Raw genomic sequence first — 24,633 nt, 5'->3', positions numbered from 1 at the left:
TCAGGCGTCCTCGTACTCGTCGGGAGACCACTCGTCGCGCCAGTCGATGATCGGCCGGTCGCCCTCGAATCGGATCGGCAGCCAGACGTAGTCGGCGATCGAGGTGTCGACGTAGGCGAATTCCTCCATCGGCTCGTCGCCGTCCTTCCCCGGTGCGAAATGCTCGATGAACGCCTGTCGCGCGCGGTCGCCGTGCTCGAGATACCGCGGCAGCCACCGGTCGGCGACGGCGATGAAGAGGTCCTTCTTGCCCGGATGCCGGAACACCGATGAGATCTGGGAGTGGAACGAGGTGCGCGACTCGTCGCCCGGATGCAGGTCGCCGAGCACCTCGAACGGACCGTGATAGGTGCGCGCCACCGCCGACTCGGACGGGTTCGGGTAGTACCCGGTGGTGCCGGAGGTCAGCAGGTAGTGCAGTCCGCCGCGCCGGAAGTGCGCCGGAGCCTCGCGCACGTACGGCGGCTGCGGCTGCGGGAAGTGGGTCGAGTAGTACCCGGTGACATCGGTGTAGTCGCTGGTGAGGTCGGCGCAGATCATCTCGGAATGCACCCGTTCGAAGTAGTAGTACCCCTTGCCGTCGTGCGGATCGACGACCAGATCGAAATCCCCGGCGCTCATGTCGAGCGGACGCAGCCAGGTGCGCTGGATCTCGTACGGACCGAGGATGCTGTCACTGGTGAGCACCGTCGAGCGCTGCACCGATCCCTTCGTCATGACCTTGACCCAGCACACGTACGTGCGGGTCTCTGCGTTGAAGATGATGTGCGGTCGGTCGAGCCCCTGAGTCGGATGCAGCGGCGAGGACTCGTCGTCCTCGTCCGGCGGGATGATGACGCCCCGGTCGTCCCAGTTCACGAGGTCGATCGACGAGTAGCACCGCACTCCCCAGTGCCAGATCCCACTCCCCGGCGTCGAGAACTCCTTGTTCTCGCCGTACCAGTAGTGCACGCCGTCGACGGTGATGACGGATCCGCCGTGGGCGTGGATGCGCTCGCCTTTCGTGTCGAGCCACACCTGCCCCGGCCGGATGTGCTGCTGAGTCATGCTGCTCCCTCGGTCTCGAGAACGGGCTCCGGTCTGCGCCAGCCGAAGAACGGCCGTTCGGGGTCGTCCTCCACGGCGCGGAACGTCGTGGTGAACGAGTGGCGCCCGGGGCCGACGGGGATCTCCTCCGCGGATCCCGGAAGAACGAGCACGCCGATGGATGCCGCGGGCACCTCGACGTCGATGGACAGGCGCTCGCCGTCACGCCGCCACGCGATCGACGCCGTGCCGCGAACGCTGTCGTACCGCGCACTCGCGTGCTCGAGACGACCGCCCGGCTGCGGCTCGAAGCGGATCCTCTCCCACCCGGGCGCATCCGCCGCGAGCCCCGCGACCACCCGGTGCAGGAAGTCGGCGACGGCTCCGAGCGCGTAGTGGTTGAACGACGTCATGTCGCCGGGGTTGATGGATCCGTCCGGCAGCATGCTGTCCCAGCGCTCCCAGATCGTCGTCGCGCCCATGCTGACCGGATATAGCCAAGACGGCAGCTCGTCCTGCAGCAGCAGGTGATAGGCGTAGTCCATGCTCCCGGCGCGCACCAGCGCATCGCAGATGATCGGGGTGCCGACGAAACCGGTCGAGATGTGGAAGCCGCCCGCTCCGACGAGCTCCTGCAGCCGCGAACCGGCCCGCCGCACCTGCTCCTCGTTCTCGAAGAGCTCGAACACCAGCGCGACGGCGATCGAGGTCGGAGTGTCGCTGACCACGCGGCCGCTGTCGCTGAGGAATTCATCCTGGAAGGCCCGGGACGCTCGTTCGGCGACACCGCGATAGTGCGCGGCATCCGCCTCCTCGCCGAGCAGAGCAGCAGCGTCGGCCACGATGCGCGCCGTGCGCACGTGATAAGCCGTCGCGACCAGGTACTTGTCGGTGTGGGACTTGCCGGGGTCCTCCGGTGGTGCGGTCGGGTCGAGCCAGTCGCCCAGCTGGAAGCCGGTGTTCCAGAGTCCTGTGTGATCGGTGAGCTCGTCGACCAGGTCGACCCAGGCGCGCATGCTCGGGTACTGGTCGGAGAGGATCCGGATGTCGCCGTCGTTGCGGTACATCTCCCACGGCACAATCACGGCCGCATCGCCCCACGCGGCCGTCGGGAAGTTCGGGAAGCCGCACTCGACCCACGGTACGAAGTTGGGTACATGCCCCTGATCAGCCTGCTCGACAGCGAGGTCGCGCAGCCAACCGGTGAGAGTGCCGTGGGCCGCGAACAGGCGCAGCGCGGTGGGCGCGAACACCTGGATGTCGCCGGTCCACCCCACGCGCTCGTCACGCTGCGGGCAGTCGGTCGGCAGATCGACGAAGTTGTCGCGCATGCTCCACACGACGTTCGAGTGCAGCCTGTCGAGCCCGTCGTTCGACGACTCGAACCAGCCGGTGCGCCGCATGCCGGTGTGGATCACCACCGCCTCGACGTCTCCGTCGAGGAGCTCGCCCGGCCAGTTCTCGAGCTCGGCGTACTGGAAGCCGTGGATCGTGAAGCGAGGGGTGTAGATCTCCTCACCCGAACCCGCGGCGGTGTAGCTGTCGACCGATGTCGCCGCCCGGAGCGGACGGATGCCGAGTTCGCCGCTCTCGATGACCTCCGCGTGGTGGAGCGTCACGGTGTGACCGGCATCCGCTCGCACCCGGATACGGAGCACCCCCGAGATGTTCTGACCGAAGTCGAGACGGATGCGGCCGCTCGGCTGACGCTCGACCGTGACCGGGTGCAGCGTCTCGGTCTCCTGCACCGGCAGAGCGGTCGGCGGTTCGATCGCCGCCGGGAAATCGGTTCGGGGCAACATGGCCGCCGGACTCCAGCTGGAGGCGTCGAATCCCGGCGCGGACCAGCCGTCCTCCGTCAACCGCGCATCGAAGCTCTCGCCCTCATACAACCCGACCGCGGTGATCGGCGACGGCGCCGTGAGCCACTCGAGGGCCACCTGTCGAGTGACACCGTCCGCCGTGGTGACCTCGAGCTGCGCGAGCAGCGCGACATCCGATCCGTAGATGTCCCACACGCCCCCGTCGAACCCGATGTGGCCGCGGTACCAGCCGTCGGCGAGCCATGCGCCGATCACGTTCTCTCCGACGCGAAGCGCCGCGGTGACGTCGTGCGTCTGATAGCGCAGACGGTTGCCGTAGCTCGTCCACCCCGGTGCGAGCACGTCGTCCCCGATGCGCTCGCCGTTGACCTCGAGCTCGTACACGCCGTGCGCCGTGGAGTGGATCCGGGCCCGCACGATGTCGCCGGGCAGTGCCCCCTCGACGATGGCAGCCCGAAGCAGATACGCGGGCCGCGGTGCCGTGCGGTCGGCCACGACCGAGGGCGAGGCGAAGTCGACCTGCCAGTCGTCACCGAGCCCGGACTCGATCCGCACCGGTTCGCTCCAGGGGCCGGAATCGAGGGCGCGGATGCGCAGGTCTCCCCCGGCGCGTGGCGCGAGAGGCGCGAACGGCCAGGCGACGCGCTGCGTCGACGTCGTGCGCTCGGCGCGCACCGTTCCGTCGTCGGCGACGAACTCCAGTTCGAAGGCGTCTGCCGCAGCATCCGCCACGAAGGAGATCCGCGGTTCGGCTTCGCCGATGCCGAGGGTCTTGCCTCCGCGCCTGTTCTCCAGCCAGATCTCGATGATGTTCGTCATGTCAGCCCTTCACCGATCCGGCGGTCAGGCCCTTCATGACCTGCTGGTTGAGGAACACGTAGATGAGCAGCGTCCCGAGCACGTTGACCGAGATCGCGGCGAAGGTCGGCCCGTACTGCACCGCTCCGTACTCTCCGGTGAAGTTGAGCAGTCCGACCTGGATCGTGCGCAGGTCGCTGCTGTTGGTGAACGTCAGGGCGATGAGCAGGTCGTTCCAGAGGAAGAAGAACTGCACGAGACCGATCGTGAACAGGGCGTTCTTGACCAGCGGGAGGCCGATCGAGAAGAACGAACGGAAGATGGATGCGCCGTCGAGTGTCGACGCCTCGAAGATCTCCCGAGGCACCGAGCGGAAGAAGGTCGCCATCATGAACACGGTCAACGGCATCCCCAGCGCCACGTAGGTGATGATGAGCGGCCACAGCGTGCCGGTCATGTTCGTGCGGAAGTAGATCGTGAACAGCGGCAGCAGGATCATCTGCGCAGGCACCATGATGCCCGCGAGGAAGAGCAGCAGCACCGTGCCGCGCCCCTTCCAGACCATGACCTCGAGCGCGAAGCCGGCTGCGGTGCCGAAGACCAGGATGATCGCCAGCGACGGGAACACTGCGACGACGCTGTTGAGGATGTACTTGCCGAACTCGCCGGTGGTGAACACCTCGATGTAGTTGACGATGTCCCACGACTGCGGCAGAGCCCAGAACGGCTCGTTGAGGAACTCGTTCTGCGTCTTGAACGACCCGAGCAGCATCCACAGGATCGGATAGACCTCGACGATGAGCAGCACGGCGATGAGCAGCCGGATCGGCAGCCGTCGGAAGAAGTCTCTGGCGCCTCGACGGTTCGGATCGACGTCGCGGCGGGTGGGCAGCGGGGTGCCCGTGACGATGGCGGTTGTCGCACTCACTGGTTCAGTCCTTCGTCAGATCGCGGCGGGTGGAGCGGAAGATGAAGACCGTGAACAGCAGGCACAGGATCGTCAGCATGAGGGCGATCGTGCTCCCGTACCCGTAGTCGCCGTAGGCGAACGAGGTGCGGAACATGTACAGGGTCAGCGGCGTGGTCGCGTTGCCGGGTCCGCCGTTGGTCAGCGCCACGACCGTGTCGAAGACCTTCAGCGTGCCGTTGATGCTGAAGATGATCGATGACAGCAGCACGGGCAGCGACAGCGGCAGGACGATCGTGCGGATGAGCTTCCAGCCGGATGCCCCGTCGATGCGCGCCGACTCGATCAACTCATCGGGGATGTCGACGAGTCCGGCGTACAGCAGCACGGCATAGAAGCCCATCGACCGCCAGAGGTCCATCGCGATGATCACCCAGAAGGAGGCATCAGGAGTGCCGAACCAGTCGAGGTTCTGCCCGCCGAGGATCCCGAGGAACGAGTTCACCGGTCCGACGGTCGGCGCGGCCTCGAACAGTCGCTGGAACAGCAGCGCGACCGCCACCGTGGGGAGCACCACGGGGAAGAACACGATCGTGCGGATGATCCCCGATCCCTTGCGCAGCCAGAAGACGTACATCAGAGAGAGCAGATAGCCCACGATCACCTGCAGGGCGGTGAGGATGAGCGCGTACTTCAGGGTGAAGAAGATCGCGTCCCAGGCGGCGGGGTCCTGGAAGAACTTGGTGAAGTTGTCGAACCCGTTGAAGGTGAAGCCCGTGATGGGGTTGCCGTCCTGCACCGTGTAGAACAGCGACCACACGATCGGGACGAGCATGACGAGGGAGTAGACGAGCAGCGCGGGTCCGAGCAGGACGAAGATGGCGCGCTTGTCACCGAGGACTTTGTGCATGGTGGATCTCCTGATGCGACGAGGACGGTCTCGGGGCGGGCGGATGCCCGCCCCGAGAGTGGGTCAGCCTTCGTCGTTGGCGGCCTGGACGAGCGTCATGAACTCTTCGCCGGAGAGGCTGCCGTTGGCGAGACCTGCACCGTTGTTCTGGCTGATGCCGGTCGCCTTCGGGGTGAAGAGCGCCTCGAACCAGAGCACGCTCGACGGAGCGTTCGCGATCTCGTCCTGCACGGTCTGCGTCGTGGAGGGCAGATCGGCGGGAGGGTTGACGACCACGAAGCCCGAGACGACACCGCTCTCGTTCAGCGCCGTGTCGCCGTAGCCCTCAGCGATGCACTTCAGCCACGCGGCCGCTTCATCGTCGTAGTTCTTCTCGGCGAACATCACCGGGATGCCGACGTTGGCCGGGATCTGGTCGATGCTGCCCTCGCCGCCCTCGACTGCGGGGAAGCGCGCGAAGCCGACGTTGTCGACCCCGATCTGGTTCTGCTCCTCGTCGTTGAAGTTCGCCAGCGCCCAGCTGCCCATGTAGTAGAAGGCGGCTTTCCCGCTGAGGAACAGGTTCATCGAGGCGTTGTAGTCGATCGAGCCGACGGCGTCACCGAAGTATCCGGCCTTGCCGAGTTCAGCGACCGCGTCTGCGGCGGCGACGTATTCGGGGTCCGTCAGTTTCGCATCGCCGTCCGCGACCTTCTGGAGTGCGTCGGGGCCGAGCGTGCGGAAGATGTAGTCGCCGACGAGGCGGGTGACGGGCCAGCCGTCCTTGCCCGCGGTGGCGAACGGCTGGACGCCGGCGTCCTTGAGCGTGGCTGCGGCATCGACGAGGTCGTCCCACGTCTCGGGCACCTCGATGTCGTTCTTCTCGAGAAGCTCCTTGTTGTACCAGAACCCCTCGATGTTGAATTCGGTCGGCAGCGCGTACAGGGCACCGTCACCATAGAGCGCCTTGACCGTCGATTCAGCCGCGGGCAGCAGCCGGTCGGAGACGCCCAGGTCGTCGAGCGCCTGGGAGAGGTCGAGCACCTTGCCCCCGTCGATGAACTCCGACATGAGCGCGGGGGTGCCGGCAGCCATCTGCATGTCCGACAGACCGTCCTGACTCGCGAGCAGCTGGAGCTGCTGGTCCCACTGCGTGCCCGAGATGTCATCGGACGTCAGCGGCGCCGCATCGGCCGCAGCCTTGCACTGGTCGCCGGCGAGGGTCTCGAGCGTGCTGATGATCGTGGTGTTCTCGGTCTGACCGAGATAGGTGAATTCGCCGGAACCGGCGCCGGACTCGGAGCCCGATCCTCCGGAGCCGCCGGAGCAGGCGGAGAGCGCGAGAGCGCCGACGCCGATGAGCGCGATTGCGGGGGCCAGGCGACGGGCGCGCCTCATTGCTGTGGTCACTGTTCCTCCTTGAAGAGCGACGCCTCTTTTGAAGCGCTTCATTCACACCATGCCATAGAAAAAAAGGCATTGTCAAGAGAGTTACGCATCACAAATGAAGCGCTTCACGAATAGTGATGCTCTAGAGTTGAAGAGCCAGGTCATGGCGACGATGCCGAGGAGGATGACGTGACCGACACTCCCCCGCCCGGGCGTTCGAAGCCCAGCATGGCGGACGTCGCCGCTCACGCGGGAGTCGCCCTCGGCACTGTGTCCAACACCCTCAACAATCCCGAGAAGGTGCGAGAGGCGACCCGTCGCAAGGTGCTGTCATCCATCGCCGAGCTCGGATTCGTCCGCAATGATGCTGCGCGCTCTCTCGCCGCGGGAAACAGCACCTCGGTCGGCCTGGTGCTGGCCGACCTCGGCAACTCCTTCTTCGTCGACATCGCGCGCGGCGCCGAGAGAGCGCTACGGCGCCACAAGATGGACGTGCTGATCGTCAACTCGGACGTCGACCCCGATCGCGAGGTGCACAACCTCGAGCTGCTCGACCGTTCGCGCGTGGCCGGCATCATCCTCGCCCCTCTCGACACGGCGCTCGCGAAGTCACCGCACCCCGAGAACCGCACCACTCCGACCGTGCTGGTGAACTTCGAGTCCCCGTCTCTCGCGTACCCGGGAGTCACCGTCGACGAGCGCCACGGCGGGGCGCTCGCCGCATCGCACCTGATCGCGCTCGGGCGCCGACGACTTCTCTTCGTAGGCGGTCCGCGTTTCCTCACGGCCGTCAACCAGCGCTGGGAGGGCGCCGAGCAGGCGACCGCCGCGCACCCCGACGCGCGCATCGAGATCCTCGAGACGCGAGGCGTGAACATCAGGCACGGACGGGATGCCGGACGGCAGATCCTCGCCCGCGGTGCGGGCGCCTACGACGCGATCGTCGCGGCATCCGACCTCGTGGCCATCGGCCTCATCCAGATCCTCAACGAGGTGCCCGGATTCTCGGTTCCGAACGACATCGCCATCACCGGCTACGACAACAACCACTTCGCGTCCGAGAGTGCGATCCCGATCAGCACGGTGAGTCAGCCGGGCGAGGAGATGGGCGCCGTCGCAGCAGATCTCCTGCTGGAGCGCATCGCCGACCCCGGTGCGGCGGCGCGCAGCGTCACCCTCGAGCCGCGCCTGCTCCCCCGCACGTCCACCCTCGGCGAGATGTGGCGCAGGGACTGACCTGCAGTCTTGTCCCCGCTCGCTCGCTGCGACGGAGATCACCCGTGCCGAAGGTCTGAAACTCGCATCCGCTCCTTCGCGGCGTGAGTTCTCCTTCGCTGGACGGGCGTTCGCTGCACGGGCGTTCGCTGGACGGGCGTGAGGGCCGAAAAGTGGAGCCGAAGATGGAGACCGCATGGATGCCGGACAACGCAAAACCCCCGCCGCTTTCGCGACGGGGGTTTCAGCTGATGTGCGCCCGAAGGGACTCGAACCCCTAACCTTCTGATCCGTAGTCAGATGCTCTATCCATTGAGCTACGGGCGCTCCTGGACCGCTCAGCGGGCCGTAGAACAGCCTACAACAGACGAGACGCGAAAGCGAAACGAGCGCTCACTCGTCACTGTCGGGCGTGTTCTGCTTGTTCTTCCGCTTCGCTTTCGCACGCTGCAGAGACGACAGCGCCTGCAGGTCGACGAGTCGCAGCGCCTGCATCCGCGCCTCGCGCATCCGGTCGTAATCGGGGTCCTGATCGGGTCGCATGCCCTCGACGCGCAGCCGACGATCGAGGTTGTGCCGCACGTCAGCCCAGGCTCCTTCGCGCGCCTCTTCGACGATGACGCGCAGGGCGGCCTCGTCCTCCATCATGTCGCGCAGCTTGGTCGCGACCCCGTGCGACTGCTTGGCCCTCCGACGCAGGTTGCGCACGTCGCGGTCCCGGTAGTCATGGGTTCCCGAGGGGTCGGAATGGCGACCGCGAGCGCGTTTGCGCAGCTCGGTCAGGTTGCGCTCGACCTCTTCGGACTCCTCGGCCATCGCCCGCAGCGCTTCCCGCGCATCGGCGACGTACTTGTCCGTGTCGAAGACGCCGTTCTCGGCGATCGTGCCGATGAGGATGTGATTCTTCACGGCGAGGCGCGCCGCAGCGGTCGCGATCGCAACGCCTTCGGCGATGGCATCCGCTGTTCGTCCCACCCCTACCTCCTCCCTTCGAGAGTACCGGTATCGCTCGGGGATGCAGTGGGCCAGAATGGATCGGAATCGGGTCTCTCCGACCCGCTCCACGACCGGCTGCTCTCCCGATCGCCGCCAGGAGGGATGCGATGAAGCGTCTCACGCTCACCGGAAGCACGACGGTCATCACGGGCGCTGCGAGCGGGATGGGTGCCGACATCGCCCGGCTGCTCGCTCGCCGACGCGTGCATCTGGCGCTCATCGACCACAACGCCGACGGCCTCGCAGCCATCGCCGCCGAGCTCACGGGCGCCATCGTCACCACCCATGTGGTCGACCTCCGCGACGACGACGCCGTCTTCGCCACGGCCGCGGAGATCACCGCGGCGCACCCCAGGGTGAATGCTCTGATCACGTGCGCGGGCTCGTCGATGCTCGGCGACCTCGACCAGCTGACCATGGAGGAGATGCGCTGGCTGACGGATGTGAACCTCTGGGGCACGGTGTCGATCACGAAGGCGCTGCTCCCCGCCCTGCGCGCGGCGCCGGCCGCCCACATCACTCACCTCGCCAGCGTCTACGCGCTGGCAGCCCCCGCGGGACGCATCCCCTACTCCCTGAGCAAGTTCGCGGTGCGCGCGTTCTCCGAGGCCCTGCGCCACGAACTCGACGGCACCTCGGTGACGGTGGGAGCGGTGTATCCCGCCGGCGTGCGCACGGGCATCATCCTGCACGGACGGTATGCCGCGGCGATCGAGCCGGCCGTCGCCGCGCGAGCCGCGGCCGCCCAGGCGGCGATGTACCACACGGAGCCCGCGGATGCCGCGGCGCTGATCGTGCGCGCGACCGAACGTCGCCGCGCCCGCACGATGGTCGGACGCGAAGCGCGACTGATCGATGTGCTCACCCGCGTCGCCCCGTCGAGCTACTGGCGGGTCATGCGGCGTCCCCTGCGCGAGGCCATCGACACGACGACGCCGATCGCCTGAGTCAGCCGACTGCGCCGACCCAGATCCCGGACGCCCACGCCTGCTGGTCGGCGTCGCACCCGACAGATCCCGGATATCCGCGAACCACCGCCATGCAGTTCGCAAGGAACTCGGCGTCTCCTCCGAACGCGGAGTAGTAGGCATCTGACGACGTCAGGGCGCCCCACACCCGGAATTGGTAGATGTGCGCCAGCTCATGCGCCATCGCCCAGTTCAGTCGGTCGGCACTCCAGTCGACGATGTCGGCGCGGTACTTGATGAAGCCGCCGCTGTTCGCGCACGCCGGCGCGGTCCCTCCCGCACAGGAAGCCGATTCGTAGAGCCCGACTCCCCCGCCGCCGACCTGGTCGAGAGCGGCACGCACGCGCGCGTACCCGTCCGGACCGCTCGACGCCCACGCGGGGCCCGAGGGAGCGGCGTACTGCGCCGTCTCCCAGCTGCCGATGTCCTGACCCACCTTGTCGATGAGGGCATGCACGGTGGCTGTGGCGGCGACCACGGTCGCCGGGTTCTTGCGCTCGTCGAGCACGGACTGCTGGGCCGACTGCGCAGAGGCCCTGTGTGCCGAGGTGTCGACCTTGCCGGCTGCTCCCTCGATCGCCGCAGTCAGCGCCGCGATCTCGTCGACGAAAGCGGGCCGCACCTCGAGGACTGCGGCACGCGCGGCGGTGTCCTTCTCGGCGATCGCGATCGATCCGTCGAGGTGGTCCGTGCGCATCTCCGCCGTACGGATCGACTGCGCCAGCGACTGCAGCTCGGCGATCGCCTCTGCCCTGTCCTCGTCCAGGGCCGCGGCGCGACCGACGACGCCCGCAGTCAGCATCACTGCTGCGACGATCGTCACGGAGAGGAACCGCCGGATCACAGAGTTCGCCTCATGGCAGGAACCCGGAGGTGTCGGTGAGCAGCGTCTCCTGTTCGGCGATGGTGGTGCGCAGTGCCGTCAGCTGCTCGGCAAGACGGAGGTTCACCTCGCGCGCGAGCTCGAGCCGCTCTTCCGCCTGGACGACAGCCGCCCTCGCCTCGGCGAGGGCATCCACACGCTGCTGATCCGCGACAGCGATGAGCACCGTTCCGCCGAGGAGCAGCAGTCCCCCCGCGACGACGGCGACGCCTCTCATATCGCTCCCCAGGACACGACTCTCCGGAACCATTCCGTATGGCCAATATATCCCCGCGGGAGACCGCTCTCCAGGCCGGTCGGTGTCGGCCGCGCGGCGCGGTCGTGCGCTGCGTTCGCGCGGCACTCCGGGCGGGGACGCTCAGATCGACTAGGCCTGGTCGCTGAGGCGTCGCTCGGCGGCTTCCTGCCCACTGGCCAGATGGCGCGGGACCATCACGCGCAGGGCGTCCGTGTCACGTGCGGCGACCGCTTCGAGGATCAGCCGATGCTCCTCGGCCATCGCGAGCAGATCGTCGTGCTGCCCGAAGAGCCAGCGCAGCCGTGTGACGAATACCGCGATGAGTTCGCCCAGCATCTCGTTGCCGGCGAGCTCGGCCGAGATCTCGTGGAACTCGCCCGCAGCGATTCGCGCTGCCTCGATCTCGCCCGCGGATGCTGCGGCGAATTCGCGCTCATAGGCCGCCCGAAGCCGCGCGATCCCCTCGTCGGTGTGACGTTCGGCGGCGAAGACGAAGATCAGGGTCTCGATCGCCTCGCGGACCTCCCCGAAATCCCGGATGTCCCGATGCGTGAACTCCCGCACGACTGCCCAGGTCCGCGGGCGTGCGACGACCACTCCCTCGCCGACGAGAGTGCGGATGGCCTCGCGCACCGGAAGCCGCGAGACATTGAGCTCGGCCGCGATATCTCGTTCGACCAGCCGGGAACCGGGGGCGCGCCGACCGAGCACGATGTCATCGCGAAGAACGCGCGTCACCCGCACCGACTCGAGTTCGCCGGTAGTCCCCACCCCCGCCATGACCGAATTGTCTCACTCGGAGAACCGCCCGACAAGTTTGGTATCCCAACGCGGCGCATATGTTACGGGTGCTTCATCGGGGGCGGACAGAGAAAAGGGGAGCGAATGCCTCGGCATCCGCTCCCCTCGTCCGTGCCGTCAGGGCAGACGGTTGGCGATCGCGAGGTTCGCCGTCAGCTCGTCGGCGTTCTGGCGCACGACGTATGCCGGGCGATCGCGCTCGACCCTCCAGGACTCGCTGAGGGGTCCGACGTTGACCGTGTCGAAGCCGGCCTCGTCGTAGAAGCGGGTGACGAAGGCGACGGCCTCCGCGTCATCGCCCGCTGTGGCGAGGGCGCGTCGATCGGGTGTGCCCGCGGGCGATCCGTCGGTCGTGATGTCGGCCGCGAGGATGTGGTTGAACGCCTTGGCGATGCGCGACGTCGGCAGCTGCGCCTGCAGAAGCTCCGATGTGGTGGTCTCGCCGCGGTCGAGGGCCTCGATGTGCCCATCGCGCTCGAAGTAGTAGTTGTTCGTGTCGAGCACGATCTTGCCCGCGAGCTGCGCGACCGGCAGCTCGTCGATCTTGCCCAGGGGGACGGTGACGACCACGGCGTCTCCGGCCGCAGCGGCATCCACCGCGGTTGCGGCAGTCGCTCGATCGCCGAGTTCTGCGACGAGATCCGAGAGCGTCTCCGGTCCACGGGAGTTCGCGATCACCACGTCGTAGCCGTTCGCCACGGCGACCCGTGCGATCTGGCTGCCGATGTGTCCTGCACCGATGATTCCGAGAGTAGTCATGTTGGGCCCAACGCCCGTCCCGCGCCGCTATTCCCGCGTGACCCCGCGTGTCGCGATCACACCGTGAGCAGGAAGCGCTCCTCGACCCGGCGATAGCCGAGGCTCTCGTAGAGACGGATCGCGGAGGCGTTGAAACCGAAGACGTGCAGCCCGATCGAGTCGGCACCGAATCGTACGGCCTCGCGCTCGGCCGCGAGCATGAGATCACGACCATAGCCCTTGCGGCGCTGGTCCTCGGCGACCTCGATGTCGAGGATGAACCCGTGCGGGCACCCTCCTCGCCGACGGATGCCGACCCACAGCACCCCGACCTCGACGCCGTCCACATGGGCGGTGAACAGCTCCTGCCCCTCCGAATCGATGCCGTCCGGCAGCTCGAGCTCCATCTGCCGGTGCGACTCGACGACGGCATCCTCCGCCGAATACCGACCGGATGCCACCAGGTCTTCCGCAAAGGCCGCCTCAGACGCGGCAGCGAAGCGCACGAAGCGCTCCGGGGTCATCGGCGCCACGACGAACGCGCCGTCTGACGGCTGTGCCGCCCGAGACGGCAGCGGTTCGAGAAGCATCTGGATCGACGCGACCTCGAATCCCCGCCCCTCGACGAAACCGCGACCAGCGGTGTCGGAGGAATGCAGGGCGACACTCAGACGACCGACCTGCTGCCTCCGCGCGAGCGTCGTCAGCTCGTCGAGGAGGTCGTCGAGCTGTCGGTCACTCGGCTCGGTCGCGAACGCGAGATCGACGATGAACAGCACGCCGTTGTTCGCGGCGAGCCAGACGGTGCCGATCCGGGCGTCGCCGTCATCGATCGTGAGGATGAGCGAGGTCTCGGTGTCGTGCCCTGCGGGGAGCAGCTCGTCGAGCACGGCGTCGACGTGCGAGACGGCATCGTCGCCGACGTGCATCCCGGACTCCTGCCGCAGTGACACGAGTCGCGCTCTGGTGGCCTCGCGCCAGTCGTCGAAGGCGTCTGCGGTGAGAGGAGTCAGTTCAAGAGGCATGATTCCATCCTGCACCGCATCGCCTCGGTGCTCAGGACTTGTGGAGTGCATCCTCCGCAGCGACCCAGGCGAGCATGGCGCACTTCACCCGTGCCACGTATCGCGAGACGCCCCCGAGAGCCGCGGCATCGCCGAGCAGCTCTTCATCCGGTTCGATCTTGCCGCGGGAACGCATCGCCTCGCGGAACGCGGCGATGCGGATCTCGAGCTCGTCGACCGTGAGCCCCTCGGCGAGCTCGGCGAGCAGCGACGCGGATGCCTGCGAGATGGCGCATCCGTGCCCTTCCCACGCGATCGCCTCGATGCCGCCGTCGGCGCCGCGGTGCACCTGCAGAGTCACCTCGTCACCGCAGGTCGGGTTCACCTGGTGCGACTGCGCGGCGATCTCACCCCGGAGCCCGAACCCGTGCGGGGTGCGGGAGTGATCGAGGATGAGCTCTTGATACAGGTTCTGCAGATCGCTCATGCGCCCCTCCGGAAGAAGTCGATCGCACCCTGGACGCCGTCGATCACGGCGTCGATCTCGTCATCGGTCGTGTACAGGTACGTGCTGGCCCTCGTCGAGGAGGTGACACCGAGGCGACGATGCAGCGGCTGTGCGCAGTGGTGTCCGACACGCACCGCGATGCCGCGATCATCGAGGAACTGCCCGACATCGTGCGAGTGGATGCCCTCGACGTCGAAGCTCGCCAGGCCCACACGCGGCAGATCGATGCCGGCACCGAGCACGCGCACCCCATCGATGGCCGTGAGCCCCTCGACGAGCCGCGCGCCGAATGCAGCCTCGTGCGCCGCGATGCGCGGCATCCCCACCGCCGTCAGATAGTCGATCGCCGCGGCGAGCGCGACCGCCTGGGACACCCGCTGGGTGCCGGCTTCGAACCGCTGCGGCGGCGGCAGGTATTCCGCCTCCGTCGTGGTGACGGTGGTGATCATCGATCCGCCCGTCAGGAACGGCGGCATGGCCTCGAGCAGCTCACGCCGCCCGTAGAGCGCGCCGATTCCCGTCGGCCCGAGCATCTTGTGACCGGACACCACGGCGAAGTCGACGTCGAGTGCGCGGACATCCAGCGGCAGATGGGGTGCCGACTGGCAGGCGTCGAGCACGACGAGCGCGCCGACGGCGCGCGCACGCGCCACAAGATGCTCGACCGGATTGATGACGCCGAGCACGTTCGACACATGCGTGACGGCGATGAGCTTCGTGCGGTCGGTGATGAGATCTGCGGCGGCGTCGAGCCGGAGGGCACCGTCGTCGTCGAGCGGGATGACCCGCAGGGTCGCTCCTGTGCGGGCCGCGAGCTCCTGCCACGGGATGAGGTTGGCGTGGTGCTCCATCTCGGTCGTGACGATCTCGTCGCCCTCGCGCAGACGCAGGCGCTCGGCTGCCGCTCCCCCGCGGCCGAGCGAGGCGTTCGAGATCGAATACGCGATGAGGTTGAGCGCCTCGGTGGCGTTCGACGTCCACACGATCTCGCCCTCGTCGGCACCCACGAACCGCGCGACGGCGGCCCGAGCGTCCTCGAACACCTCGGTGGCCTCGGCTGCGAGAGTGTGCGCACCACGGTGAACGGCCGCGTTGAGGGTGGTGGCGAACTCGCGTTCGGCGTCGAGCACGGCGAGCGGACGCTGCGACGTCGCACCCGAATCCAGATACACGAGCGGGTGCCCGTTGACCTCGGAGCGCAGGATCGGGAAGTCCTCGCGGAGTCGCCTCACCTCGAGATCGGTCAGCGGGCCGCCCCCGGTCGGGGCGATCACGTCGGATTCGCGGGAGATGCTCATCCTTCTAGCTTCTCATCTGGCGCACCCCGCGGGGCCCTGCGCACACGGGGCGACGGTCAGGGAACGACGAGGATGTAGTCCGTGTCCGAGATGCCGAGGATCCCCGTCGCCGGGTCGACGTAGCGCAGGGTGATCCGATGGAGCCCGGGCCGGATGTCGATGAACGACACGATGGTCGAGGAGTCGTCGAGCAGCGCGAGCGATGCCGTCTTCCCGTCCAGGGACACGGATGCCGTCGAGCCGGCGACGCCGCGGACGTCGAGCGAGAGGTCATCCCGTCGCCCGTCGCCGTCGGAGTCGACGCGGGAGATCGCACCGTCCGAGTCTTCGGCGAGCCCCGGGACCGGGAAGTAGAGGCGCCCCGTCGGATCACTCACCGTCCGCACGCCGGTGGTCCGGGATGTGTGGCGCATCGAGATCGACATGCCCTGGTGAAGCGTGTCGACATCGGGGCGCACCGAGAAATCTCCGTCAGGACCGACGAGGGTGGAGGCGATCACGAGGCCGGTCTCGTCGATGATCTGCACCGCTGCTCCCGGAGTTCCCGTGCCGGTGATGGTCGGGGGAACAGTCGTCCCCGGCAGGATGCTCCAGTCCATCGTCACCGGCTCAACGACGGGAGGCTCGATGACCGGAGGGTCGATCACCGGAGGCTCGACGGCAGGCGGCTCGACGACGGGAGGGTCAACCACCGGCGGGTCGACCACCGGGGGCTCGATCACCGGAGGGTCGACGACAGGAGGGTCGATCACCGGAGGGTCGACGACCGGAGGGTCGATCACCGGAGGGTCGACCACCGGCGGGTCGACCACCGGAGGGTCGACGACAGGAGGGTCGACGACCGGCGCCTTCACGACGGGAGGCGCGATGACCGAGGGGCCGCCGGCGGGAGGCGCGACCACGGACGGGTCGACCACCGGGGGAACCACGATGATCGGGTCGATGACGACCTCGGGGCCGGCGTGCTCCTCGGGAACGGTCACGGGCGTCTGCGGGTCGACACCCGTCTCGGCCTCCTCCGCCGGCGCGATCGGGCTCGGGACCGCCGTCGATTCGGGCGACATGATCGGCGCCGGAGATGCGACGACGAGCGCGGACGACGGTGTCGACGACTCCTCGGCGTTCGGCGCGCCCACGGGCGCCAGCTGTGCGGCCACCGCTGCGACCGCGACAACGGCCCCGGCTGCCGCGACGGATCCGCCGACGACCAGCCGCCGAGCGGTACCCCTGGGCATCCAGGCCGGCGCAGACGCAGCCGTCGCAGGCGCAGGAGATCCGGCCGAATAGGCTAACGCCGCCGGTCCGCCGATGATCACGGGAAGCAGCACGGCGCGCAGCTTCGATGACGCCTGCTCGATCTCGGCGCTCGCCATCGTGCACCGCTGGCAGCGCTCCAGGTGCGCGTCGAATCGCGCTCGGTCGGCACGCGCCACATGGCGCCTGCGCCCCTGCGCCACGATGCGCTCGCAGACCCACCGGCATTCCGGGTCACGTCCCGGTTCCTTGATGTGGGCCTGCAGCCAGGCGAGCTTGAAGCCCTCGCGCGCCCGGGCCGCCAGCACCGAGACGGCGTTGGGAGTCATGCCCATGAGCGGCGCGATCTCACGCGGCTTCATGCCCTCGACTTCGAGGTACCAGAGCAGTGTGCGCCACCGTTCGGGGAGGTCCTTGAACGCCACCGTCAGCAGCGCCTTGTCAGAGAGCAGGTCGAGCGAATCCTCCGTGTGCTCGGCCGGAAGCTCCTCGATGTATTCGAGCGCGACGACGTCCTTCTGCTTTCCTCCCCATGTGGCGGCCGCGCTGCGCACGGCCGCGAAGATGTAGGGACGGAACGCATCCGTCGGACCTCCGCCATTGCGGATCGCGCTGAAGGTCTTGGCGAACGCCTCACTGACGAGATCCTCGGGGTCGATCGAGCTCGTGATCGAACGCGCCGCGCGGAGGGCTGCCGGCGAGTGACGATCCCACAGCACGCCGAACGCACTGCTGCTCCCCGCTCGGGTCGCGAGGACGAGCTCGTCGTCACTCGTCTCGGGATCGATCCGCGTGCGCCGCTCGCGCACTGTCGACGAGCTCATGGCGCGACCCGTTCGGCGCGAATCGAGGCAGGAGCAACGGACGGGTCGTTCACAGGGATCCCTTTCGACTTCTTACTGTCAGTCTCGCGACATCGCGATCTGACCGGTATGTAGATTCATACGAGAGTTCTCGACACCGAATAGAGAAGATTCCATGGCCTTCGATGACATCCGCGCCGAAGCTCCCACGTTGCGCGACGCGCTCCGTCTGAGCGACGGGAGGCTCTTCTCCCCGCGTCGAAGCACGCGGCTCGATGCCAGGACGTACGTGGGCGTGGAGTTCTACGATCCGTCGGCATCCGCATCCGACTACACCGATCGCATCGTCCTCGGGGCCGGTGTCGCGACGACGAGCGTTCCGGCCCTCGTCGCCGAGCTGGCCGATGTCGGGGCGGCCGCGCTGGTGGTGCGCGCTCCCGATGACGGCGATGGCCTGGAGCGCATTGCCCTCGATCTGCACGTCGCCCTGCCTGTCCTCCACCACAGTGACGGGGACTGGGCACAGCTGGCGAACGTCCTGCGGTCGCTGCTGAGCGGTCACTCGATCGGCCGGGTCTCGGGTGTGCGACTGGGAGACCTCTTCGGCCTCGCCAACGCCATCGCCACCCTCGCGGACGGTGCCGTCAGCATCGTCGACTCGACCGGTCAGATCGTCGGCTACTCCACGCACAGCGAGCAGCCGATCGACGACGTCCGTCGACGCACCACTCTGCTGCTGCAGGAGGACATCTCGATCGCATCCGACTCGCGCTACCGGTCGCTGCTCCGCGCCAGCGAGGCACGGCACTTCCCCTCGAGCACCGACGAGTTCGGACGCGTCGGGATCGCCGTGCGAGCGTCCGGCGAGCTGCTCGGCTCTCTCTGGGTGATCCAGATCGATCCATCGCCGGCCGCCCGGACCCGGTCCCTGCTGGAGGAGATGGAACCGATCGTGGCCCAGCATCTGCTTCGTGCTCGAGCGGAGGCGGGCGACCGGGACCGTCGGACATCCGACCTGCTCCGCACGCTTCTCGAAGATCGACGGCATGCCCGCGGCGCGGCGTCGCAGCTCCTCATCCGTCCCGAAGCCGGATGCACGGTCGTGTGCTTCCGGATCACCACGTTCGACGAGGTGGAGGCGATGCGCGGTCTGCAGCGAGTACTCCATCTGGCGATGAGCGTGTCCGGCGCCGCTTTCCCCGGCTCCCACAGCGCGGTCGTCGGCTCGGAGGTCGTGACGCTCATCCCGGGCCCGAACGCGGCTGCGGTCGAGACCTTCACCCAGGCGGTGATCCGGATCGACGACGCGTTGATCGCCGGCATCGGCACGCTCGCGTACGACATCAACGGCATCGGCCGTTCCTATCGTGAGGCCGGGGCCACGGCCGGCGTGCTCGTGAGTTCGTCGCTCCGCGACGACCATGAGCTCCGCATCGCGACCTTCGACGAGATGCGCGATCGCCTGGCGATCCTCCAGGTCGCCGACCTGATCGACGGCCTGGATGCCACGGTCGGCGACGCCGCGAGCATCCTCGCCGAGCATGATGCCGCGCAGGGCACCCGTCTGACGCACACCATGCGGGTCTTCCTCGACCAGCTCGGCAGTGTGCGTGAGACCGCCAGCGCACTGCACGTTCACCAGAACACCGTCCGGTATCGGCTCGATGTCGTGCGCAACGAGCTCGGGATCGACATCGATTCGCCGGCCACGCGACTCTGGCTCTGGCTCCGGCTGTCGGCGACCGCGCGCAGCGCAGTGTGAGGACTCATTCGATCGCCGCCGGCAGCAGCACGGTCACTCCGGCACGACCCGTGGACGGCTCGATGTACCGGGCGGCGACGAACGGCTCACCGACACCGGATCGGACGACGATCCCGTCGATGTCGTCGGTCGCGAGCCGCACAGTGCGCGATCGCCCCCGTTCATCGAGCAGCTCGACCCATGCATCCGGTGCGGCGCTCAGATGCAGACAGCTGACAGCGCCGAGGGACGCCTCAGGACAGGCATCCTGGTCCGCGGCCGCGATCGTGGGCGTCGCGAAGGTGAGCGGCCCCATCGCCTCCGCCCACTCGGTGACTCCGGTCGCCGCGTCGTACTGCCTCACGCTGAGCGTCATGCCCTGACGCAGGGCTTCGCCCGAGACGTCGAGCACGAATGCGCCGTCTTCGTCGATCACCCCGGTGTCGAGCATGACGCCGCTCTCGTCGGTCACCGTGACGACCGCGCCTGCAGCGCCGACCCCCTCGATCAGATCCGGCACGAGAGAGTCCTGGGCGATCGACCGGGTGATGCGGAACTCCGCCAGGTCGATGGGCGGCGGTGTCTCCGACGGAGCGTCGGTCGGGGTCGGAGTCGGGGTCGGAACCGCTGTCGCCGGGGCCGGGGCCGGGGCGATACTGAGCGGGGTCAGTGGGGGCTGACTCTCGCCGGGTCCTGGAGTCTCCGGTTCACGGCTCGCATCCGAATCGGGCTCCAGTCCCGCATCGGCCTCGGGCTCCGGCGACGGCAGGGGCTGCGGTTCGGGCATCGGCTCCGATGCGGGCGGCTGAGTGGGGAAGCGCGGCAGATCTTCGAGAACCGGGCCCGCCTCACCGGAGACCGACGCCTCGGAGATCGACCGGGTGAGTTCCGAATCGTCCGATTCCTCGGCGGACAGACTCAGGACGCTGCCCGCCAGGATGACGGCTCCGACCACGACGACGGCGGTCGCCGCCAAGGCGGCCAGGCCACCGGCCGGTACCACCGCCGCTGCTCCGTGCGCGGCGACAGGCGCCCCCGCGCCGATCGAGGAGGTCGCCGCATCGGCCCAGCCAGACGAGCCTGTGGACCCCACCACGGAGCTCGCGCCCATGACCTGCGCCTCCGCGGAGGCATCACCGGTGTAGATCGCCGCCGCCACGCCTCCCAACAGCGCGGCAGGCAGGATCGCCCGCAGCCGCTGCGAGACGGTATCGATCTCCGCGGCGACGATCCGGCATCCGCCGCACACGCTCATGTGCTCTCTGAAACGGTCGGCGTCGCCGACCGCGACCGGACGACCGCGACGGTCGACCACGCGCTCGCAGAACCACCTGCAGTCCTCAGACCGCGAGGGATCGTGGATGTGCGCCTCGAGCCAGGCGCGTTTGAAGCTGTCGCGTGCGCGCGCCGCCAGAGCGGAGACCGCATTGGCCGTCATCCCCATCAGGGGCGCGAGCTCTCGCGGCTTCATGCCCTCGACCTCGAGATACCAAAGCTGCGTGCGATGCCGAGCCGACAGCGTGCCGAACACAGCCGCGATGCTGGATCGCTCGGCGATGCGCTCGAAGGCATCGCCGCCCTCCGACGACAGATCGCCCTCCGAGATCAGGTCGATCGACAGGTCGGTCCCGTTGCGGGACCAGCGCGCGGCCGTGTTGCGCAGCGTGGCGAGGAGATACGGCCGGAACGCGTCGCTCGGCCCGCCGCCCGCCTTGGTCACCCGGAGTATCGACGCGAACGCCTCGCTCACGAGATCGTCGGGATCCGCCGAGGGCGAGATCGCTCGCGCGGCTCGGCGCGCGGATTCGACATGCCGGCGCCACAGGAGGGCGAAGTCGCCGATGTCGCCACCCCGCACCGCCTCGATGATCTCGGCATCGGACGGCTCACCCGAGATGTCGTCGTCGTCGAGATACGTACCGAGGATCATGCTGCTCCGGATGCTGTCGAGTCCGGCATCGCGAGCGCAGCGCCGGAGACGGTTGAGGGACGAGGCAGTGGGGATGCCTCGTCCCTCCGACTCTCGTAAGGGTCGAATCCGCTCTGAGAAGGTTCGGCCGGGGAGTGGTCGACCTCTGCTGTGCGGGCGTCGGCCGGGAACCCGACGCGAGGCCGATGGCCATACCTACAAGACCGGTATGACCGGAAATCGTGACGGTCAGAACCCGAGATTCTCGCTGTGCAGGACATCAGCTGCCGCTCGCCGCCGGGTCCACGGGCGCGAGCGACAGGAAGCGCATCTTGTTCTCGCCGTAGAAGCACGTCTGGACCATGAACTCCCCCGTCATACCGGTGAGTTCTTCGACGTTCGACCACTTGGGCGTGTGCCGCTCCTCGACCACCTCGTAGATCACGTCGGAGCCCTCGACGGTGACCCGCTGACCGAGCTCCCAGCCGAGGATCACGTCTCCCCCGCAGTTGTTGTGTGCGGCGAACAGCGGCAGCACGTCGTCGATGCGGTAGCTGACCATCTCGGTGAACGTGCCGTCGCATCGGTCGAGCTCGACCATCCCGCCCTCGACCCCGAGCCTGATGACGGGAAGCTCGTCGGGCGCGAAGACCTCATGGAATGTCTTCAGCACCGAGACTTTGACGTCACCGGTCACTTTGTCGACCGCATCGGGGGCGAGCACGGATGCGGAGAGGAAGGATGCTCCCAGTCCGACGAGCAGGATGCTGGTCGACAGCAGACCGATACGTCGCCGCGGGCGGCGGCGTGTCACGGGCTCGCCGGGTTCGTCGCCGTTCGCGGCGGTGCGGTCCACTGCGACGTCGACCGTCATGAGTCGGAGCCAGCGGACACGTGCGTCGCTCGTCGGCCGCTGCGGTTCTTCCGGGCACGGCGAGGCTTGACGACGATGAACGTGAGTGCCGGCACTCCGACGACGAGCAGTGCCCACCACGGGAAGCCGGCGGGGTCGGTGGTGTCCGCGATGGTCGTCACGGCGGAGTGCTCGGTCGGAGCATCGATGCGCTCTGCGCGCACGAGCAGGCGGTGCGTGTTGACCCCGGTGGGCGTGCACGTGACGAGCGTGAGGTAGTCCTCGCCGGCGACCTGACGCAGGTCTTCCGCGTCGTCGGGAAGCACGGTCTTGGTCTGATCGACCTCGTAGTAGAGGTCTTCGCCCAGTGCGCTGACGATGATGACGTCGCCCTCGACGAGTTCATCGATGTCATCGAAGAGGGTGGCCTGCACGAAGCCGTTGTGGCCGGTGAGCACCGAATGCGTCCCCGGTCCACCGACAGGAAGCGATGAGCCGTAGAGGTGCCCGATACCGCGAGACAGTGTGTCTTCATCGGTGCCGTGGAAGACCGGCAGATCGACGTGGATGCTCGGAATGCGAATCCGCGCCATCGTGTCGGTTCCCTCGGTGGTCAGAGTGTCGAAGTACGCCGAGGCCCCCTCGCCGATCGCCGTCTGCTGTCCGTCTGCTCCGAGGGCATACGGGTCGCGCAGCGGCCCGGTCGGAAGATTCTCGTTGTACTCCTCAGCGGCGGCGAGCATCTCGTCGACCGCCTCATCGGGGATCTGCTCGACGGACTGGATGTACCCGTCGACGTCGGTGTCGTGAGACCAGGCCGAGAACCAGGAGGCCGCGGTCGGGTAGACGAGGACCACGATGCCGATGGTCGCGATGAGCATGACGATCGACTGGCTCCATCCCCACCGCGCCTTCTGGGCGGTGGCACCCGTAGCGGGTCGCGCTGGGGCGTCCGGTGCGGACGCGTCGATGAGGGTCATGCTGCGCTTTCTGATCGGAGCTGGAGAAGAAGTAGGTGGAAACGAATGGGCCGTGCGGGGGAAGGGATCTCTTCACCTCCCCCGCACGGCCGGTCTTTCGGGTTACGCCTGTGCTGCGGCCTTGCGACGGCTGCGGATGGCGAGCAGTACCGCTCCACCGAGCAGCATGACACCGCCGGCGAGGAACAGGGTCGTGCCGGTGCCACCGGTCAGCGGCAGGGTGAAGCCGGCGTTCGAGGGAACGTTGACGACCTCGAGGTCGACGCCCACAGCCGAGGTGGCGGCGGTGACGGTGAACTCGATCGGAGCTGCGAGCAGCTCGAATCCGTCGGGTGCGACGATCTCAGCGAGCCAGTACGACTGGTAGCCGTCTTCGCCCACGGCGACGGTGGCGTTGTCAGCCCAGTCGGAGTAGCGCAGACCCGAGATGGTCACGGTGCCGTCAGCGGCGACCGCGAACTCGGTCGAACCGGCGAGAGCGATGGCGTTGGTGCCGTCGATCGCGTCCTGCTGGGTCGGGTACACCGAGAACACTGCACCGGTGAGCGGTGCGCCGGCCTTGTCGGTCTTCTCGACCGTGATGTCGCCCCACTTGGTGATGACCTCGGGGGTGACGGTGGGTCCGCCGGGCTCGCCCGGTGCGACCGTGTACGAACCGGCGTTCGGGTAGAGCACTGCCGTGTTGGCGATCTCGCCGACCGTGTTTACCTCGGCGGTGATGACGACCTGAACCTCGGTGGCCGGGTGAGCCGCGAGAACTGCGCGACCCGCGGCGGTGAACTCGACCGTCACCGCGTTGGTGGCGGCGTCGTGGACGACCGTGTAGTCACCCGCAGCGAGCGGGGTCCCGTCGACGAGCGTCACAGCGGCGCTCACGTAGTCGAGCTTGGCGTCGAGCGTGTCGACGATCTTGTAGCCGTCGATGACTGCGACGTTGGGGATGCCTGCCGTGATCGTGAAGTCGATCTCGTCGCCGAGCTTGATGTCGGCCGAGTCCTCGACGGTCTTGGTCGCCTCGGTGAGGGCGTTCTTCGGGTAGACGTGCACGTCGTACAGCCACGTGCTGTCATCGGCCGGGTCCGTCAGCGGGACCGTCACGAGGAACGGGGCCACGCCGGTGGAGCCAGCGAGCGGAGCGGTCTCCACCACGAAGTAGAGGCCGAGGTCGAGGTTCGCCAGGGCGATCTCACCGTTCGCGTCGGTCAGGGTCTGACCGCCGATCGCGCTGGCCGTGTATCCGGCAGCCGTGATGTCAGCGACGCTGTCGGGGTTCAGGTCGGCGAGATCGTTCGCGTCGACCCAGCCCTGGTTGCTCGTCAGGTCGATCGTGTCGACCTTGTAGACCGTGAAGCCCACGCCCGGCAGCGGTGCCAGTGCGACGTTCTGCTCGGTGCCGTCGTTCGGCAGGCCGGTGGGCGTCTCGGGTGCCTCGAACTTGTGGATCGTCAGCGAACCGACGGCGTCCGGGTCGACGAGGTTGGGCGTCGCGGCGCTTGCAGGCGCTGCGAGGGTCAGCGCGGCGACGCCTGCGACGAGCAGACCTGCCGCGACGCGGGATCCGCGTCCGTTGGTGGGAGTGTTCACTGTGTCTCTCTCTAGGTGGCCAGGTCGC

The 24,633-nt window shown here is 67.9% G+C and carries 21 protein-coding genes and 1 tRNA gene; 3 read left to right on the top strand and 19 right to left on the bottom strand.

Translation table 11 applies throughout. The annotated features are described in order from the left end of the window. The 5 genes from SOM10_RS15205 to SOM10_RS15185 form a co-directional block, all read right to left on the bottom strand. A complete protein-coding gene (locus SOM10_RS15205) occupies positions 1-1,047 on the bottom strand; it encodes a family 43 glycosylhydrolase (protein ID WP_320490867.1) in 1,047 nt (348 codons plus the stop codon). Beyond that, entirely contained in the window at positions 1,044-3,668 is a 2,625-nt protein-coding gene (locus tag SOM10_RS15200) for a family 78 glycoside hydrolase catalytic domain (RefSeq protein ID WP_320490866.1), read from the bottom strand. Before SOM10_RS15200 ends, SOM10_RS15205 begins: the two co-directional genes overlap by 4 nt. A 1-nt stretch (position 3,669) precedes the next feature. Continuing rightward, on the bottom strand, positions 3,670-4,575 hold the full coding sequence (locus SOM10_RS15195) for a carbohydrate ABC transporter permease (RefSeq protein ID WP_230101259.1): 906 nt from the start codon (positions 4,573-4,575) through the stop codon (positions 3,670-3,672). 4 nt (positions 4,576-4,579) lie between these two features. Next, entirely contained in the window at positions 4,580-5,464 is an 885-nt protein-coding gene (locus SOM10_RS15190; RefSeq protein ID WP_053098799.1) for a carbohydrate ABC transporter permease, read from the bottom strand. Positions 5,465-5,527: 63 nt separating this feature from the next. Then, positions 5,528-6,853 (bottom strand): ABC transporter substrate-binding protein, encoded by a 1,326-nt coding sequence (locus tag SOM10_RS15185; protein WP_320490862.1) that lies wholly within the window; start codon positions 6,851-6,853, stop codon positions 5,528-5,530. A 168-nt stretch (positions 6,854-7,021) separates the two neighbouring features. Between SOM10_RS15185 and SOM10_RS15180 the strand changes: the two genes are divergently transcribed. Next, positions 7,022-8,068 (top strand): LacI family DNA-binding transcriptional regulator, encoded by a 1,047-nt coding sequence (locus tag SOM10_RS15180; RefSeq protein ID WP_233277289.1) that lies wholly within the window; start codon positions 7,022-7,024, stop codon positions 8,066-8,068. Positions 8,069-8,301: 233 nt separating this feature from the next. On the opposite strand, the gene SOM10_RS15175 is transcribed toward SOM10_RS15180, so the two are convergent. Both SOM10_RS15175 and SOM10_RS15170 read right to left on the bottom strand, forming a co-directional pair. Then, positions 8,302-8,374 (bottom strand) — tRNA-Arg (locus SOM10_RS15175). 66 nt (positions 8,375-8,440) lie between these two features. Beyond that, a complete protein-coding gene (locus SOM10_RS15170) occupies positions 8,441-9,022 on the bottom strand; it encodes an asparagine synthase (protein WP_072590748.1) in 582 nt (193 codons plus the stop codon). A 128-nt stretch (positions 9,023-9,150) separates the two neighbouring features. On the opposite strand from SOM10_RS15170, the gene SOM10_RS15165 reads away from it, so the two are divergent. After that, positions 9,151-9,990: an SDR family NAD(P)-dependent oxidoreductase gene (locus SOM10_RS15165; RefSeq protein WP_295101754.1), complete on the top strand. Its 840-nt coding sequence runs from the start codon at positions 9,151-9,153 to the stop codon at positions 9,988-9,990. A gap of 1 nt (position 9,991) precedes the next feature. Here the strand turns inward: SOM10_RS15165 and SOM10_RS15160 are convergent, their stop codons facing one another. From SOM10_RS15160 to SOM10_RS15125, 8 genes are all read right to left on the bottom strand, one after another. Beyond that, positions 9,992-10,855: a hypothetical protein gene (locus SOM10_RS15160; RefSeq protein WP_320490858.1), complete on the bottom strand. Its 864-nt coding sequence runs from the start codon at positions 10,853-10,855 to the stop codon at positions 9,992-9,994. A 10-nt stretch (positions 10,856-10,865) separates the two neighbouring features. Continuing rightward, positions 10,866-11,111 carry a hypothetical protein gene (locus SOM10_RS15155; RefSeq protein ID WP_072590746.1) on the bottom strand — a complete coding sequence of 82 codons (246 nt, stop codon included), beginning with the start codon at positions 11,109-11,111 and terminating at the stop codon, positions 10,866-10,868. 150 nt (positions 11,112-11,261) lie between these two features. Next, positions 11,262-11,912 (bottom strand): GntR family transcriptional regulator, encoded by a 651-nt coding sequence (locus tag SOM10_RS15150; RefSeq protein ID WP_053098794.1) that lies wholly within the window; start codon positions 11,910-11,912, stop codon positions 11,262-11,264. A 138-nt stretch (positions 11,913-12,050) separates the two neighbouring features. Then, positions 12,051-12,692, bottom strand: a complete 642-nt coding sequence (locus SOM10_RS15145; protein ID WP_320490855.1) for an NADPH-dependent F420 reductase — start codon at positions 12,690-12,692, stop codon at positions 12,051-12,053. Between the two features lie 56 nt (positions 12,693-12,748). Next, a complete protein-coding gene (locus SOM10_RS15140; RefSeq protein WP_320490853.1) occupies positions 12,749-13,696 on the bottom strand; it encodes a GNAT family N-acetyltransferase in 948 nt (315 codons plus the stop codon). 31 nt (positions 13,697-13,727) lie between these two features. Next, complete coding sequence (gene sufU / locus SOM10_RS15135; RefSeq protein ID WP_056276906.1) at positions 13,728-14,162, bottom strand: Fe-S cluster assembly sulfur transfer protein SufU; 435 nt, start codon at positions 14,160-14,162, stop codon at positions 13,728-13,730. Continuing rightward, positions 14,159-15,481 carry a cysteine desulfurase gene (locus SOM10_RS15130; protein ID WP_320490851.1) on the bottom strand — a complete coding sequence of 441 codons (1,323 nt, stop codon included), beginning with the start codon at positions 15,479-15,481 and terminating at the stop codon, positions 14,159-14,161. Before SOM10_RS15130 ends, sufU begins: the two co-directional genes overlap by 4 nt. Before the next feature lie 56 nt (positions 15,482-15,537). Next, entirely contained in the window at positions 15,538-17,559 is a 2,022-nt protein-coding gene (locus tag SOM10_RS15125; protein ID WP_320490849.1) for a sigma-70 family RNA polymerase sigma factor, read from the bottom strand. 154 nt (positions 17,560-17,713) lie between these two features. Between SOM10_RS15125 and SOM10_RS15120 the strand changes: the two genes are divergently transcribed. Continuing rightward, positions 17,714-19,300, top strand: coding sequence for a helix-turn-helix domain-containing protein (locus tag SOM10_RS15120; RefSeq protein ID WP_320490847.1), 1,587 nt, complete (start codon positions 17,714-17,716; stop codon positions 19,298-19,300). 4 nt (positions 19,301-19,304) lie between these two features. Here SOM10_RS15120 and SOM10_RS15115 read toward each other — a convergent pair whose 3' ends face one another. The 4 genes from SOM10_RS15115 to SOM10_RS15100 all read right to left on the bottom strand — a co-directional run bounded on the left by SOM10_RS15115 (position 19,305) and on the right by SOM10_RS15100 (position 24,605). Further along, positions 19,305-21,209 carry a sigma-70 family RNA polymerase sigma factor gene (locus SOM10_RS15115; protein ID WP_320490845.1) on the bottom strand — a complete coding sequence of 635 codons (1,905 nt, stop codon included), beginning with the start codon at positions 21,207-21,209 and terminating at the stop codon, positions 19,305-19,307. Between the two features lie 259 nt (positions 21,210-21,468). Further along, entirely contained in the window at positions 21,469-22,062 is a 594-nt protein-coding gene (locus SOM10_RS15110; protein WP_053098786.1) for a hypothetical protein, read from the bottom strand. Further along, positions 22,059-23,021, bottom strand: coding sequence for a class C sortase (locus tag SOM10_RS15105; protein ID WP_320490843.1), 963 nt, complete (start codon positions 23,019-23,021; stop codon positions 22,059-22,061). The genes SOM10_RS15110 and SOM10_RS15105 overlap by 4 nt, the downstream gene beginning before the upstream one ends. Before the next feature lie 102 nt (positions 23,022-23,123). After that, on the bottom strand, positions 23,124-24,605 hold the full coding sequence (locus SOM10_RS15100; RefSeq protein WP_320490842.1) for a SpaH/EbpB family LPXTG-anchored major pilin: 1,482 nt from the start codon (positions 24,603-24,605) through the stop codon (positions 23,124-23,126). Between the last annotated feature and the right edge of the window lie 28 nt (positions 24,606-24,633).

It is taken from the genome of Microbacterium sp. CFBP9023 (assembly GCF_034045055.1).
Taxonomy (GTDB): domain Bacteria; phylum Actinomycetota; class Actinomycetes; order Actinomycetales; family Microbacteriaceae; genus Microbacterium.
Note: the sequence above shows the minus strand (reverse complement) of the source record. Positions and strands in the feature narration are given on the sequence as shown.

What these genes read in the sequence shown, in the direction of transcription:
- SOM10_RS15205 (WP_320490867.1), bottom strand. Translation starts at nt 1,047, where the DNA reads ATGACTCAGCAGCACATCCGGCCGGGGCAGGTGTGGCTCGACACGAAA.
- SOM10_RS15200 (WP_320490866.1), bottom strand. Translation starts at nt 3,668, where the DNA reads ATGACGAACATCATCGAGATCTGGCTGGAGAACAGGCGCGGAGGCAAG.
- SOM10_RS15190 (WP_053098799.1), bottom strand. Translation starts at nt 5,464, where the DNA reads ATGCACAAAGTCCTCGGTGACAAGCGCGCCATCTTCGTCCTGCTCGGA.
- SOM10_RS15165 (WP_295101754.1), top strand. Translation starts at nt 9,151, where the DNA reads ATGAAGCGTCTCACGCTCACCGGAAGCACGACGGTCATCACGGGCGCT.
- SOM10_RS15155 (WP_072590746.1), bottom strand. Translation starts at nt 11,111, where the DNA reads ATGAGAGGCGTCGCCGTCGTCGCGGGGGGACTGCTGCTCCTCGGCGGA.
- SOM10_RS15150 (WP_053098794.1), bottom strand. Translation starts at nt 11,912, where the DNA reads ATGGCGGGGGTGGGGACTACCGGCGAACTCGAGTCGGTGCGGGTGACG.
- SOM10_RS15145 (WP_320490855.1), bottom strand. Translation starts at nt 12,692, where the DNA reads ATGACTACTCTCGGAATCATCGGTGCAGGACACATCGGCAGCCAGATC.
- SOM10_RS15140 (WP_320490853.1), bottom strand. Translation starts at nt 13,696, where the DNA reads ATGCCTCTTGAACTGACTCCTCTCACCGCAGACGCCTTCGACGACTGG.
- sufU (WP_056276906.1), bottom strand. Translation starts at nt 14,162, where the DNA reads ATGAGCGATCTGCAGAACCTGTATCAAGAGCTCATCCTCGATCACTCC.
- SOM10_RS15130 (WP_320490851.1), bottom strand. Translation starts at nt 15,481, where the DNA reads ATGAGCATCTCCCGCGAATCCGACGTGATCGCCCCGACCGGGGGCGGC.
- SOM10_RS15125 (WP_320490849.1), bottom strand. Translation starts at nt 17,559, where the DNA reads ATGAGCTCGTCGACAGTGCGCGAGCGGCGCACGCGGATCGATCCCGAG.
- SOM10_RS15120 (WP_320490847.1), top strand. Translation starts at nt 17,714, where the DNA reads ATGGCCTTCGATGACATCCGCGCCGAAGCTCCCACGTTGCGCGACGCG.
- SOM10_RS15115 (WP_320490845.1), bottom strand. Translation starts at nt 21,209, where the DNA reads ATGATCCTCGGTACGTATCTCGACGACGACGACATCTCGGGTGAGCCG.
- SOM10_RS15110 (WP_053098786.1), bottom strand. Translation starts at nt 22,062, where the DNA reads ATGACGGTCGACGTCGCAGTGGACCGCACCGCCGCGAACGGCGACGAA.
- SOM10_RS15105 (WP_320490843.1), bottom strand. Translation starts at nt 23,021, where the DNA reads ATGACCCTCATCGACGCGTCCGCACCGGACGCCCCAGCGCGACCCGCT.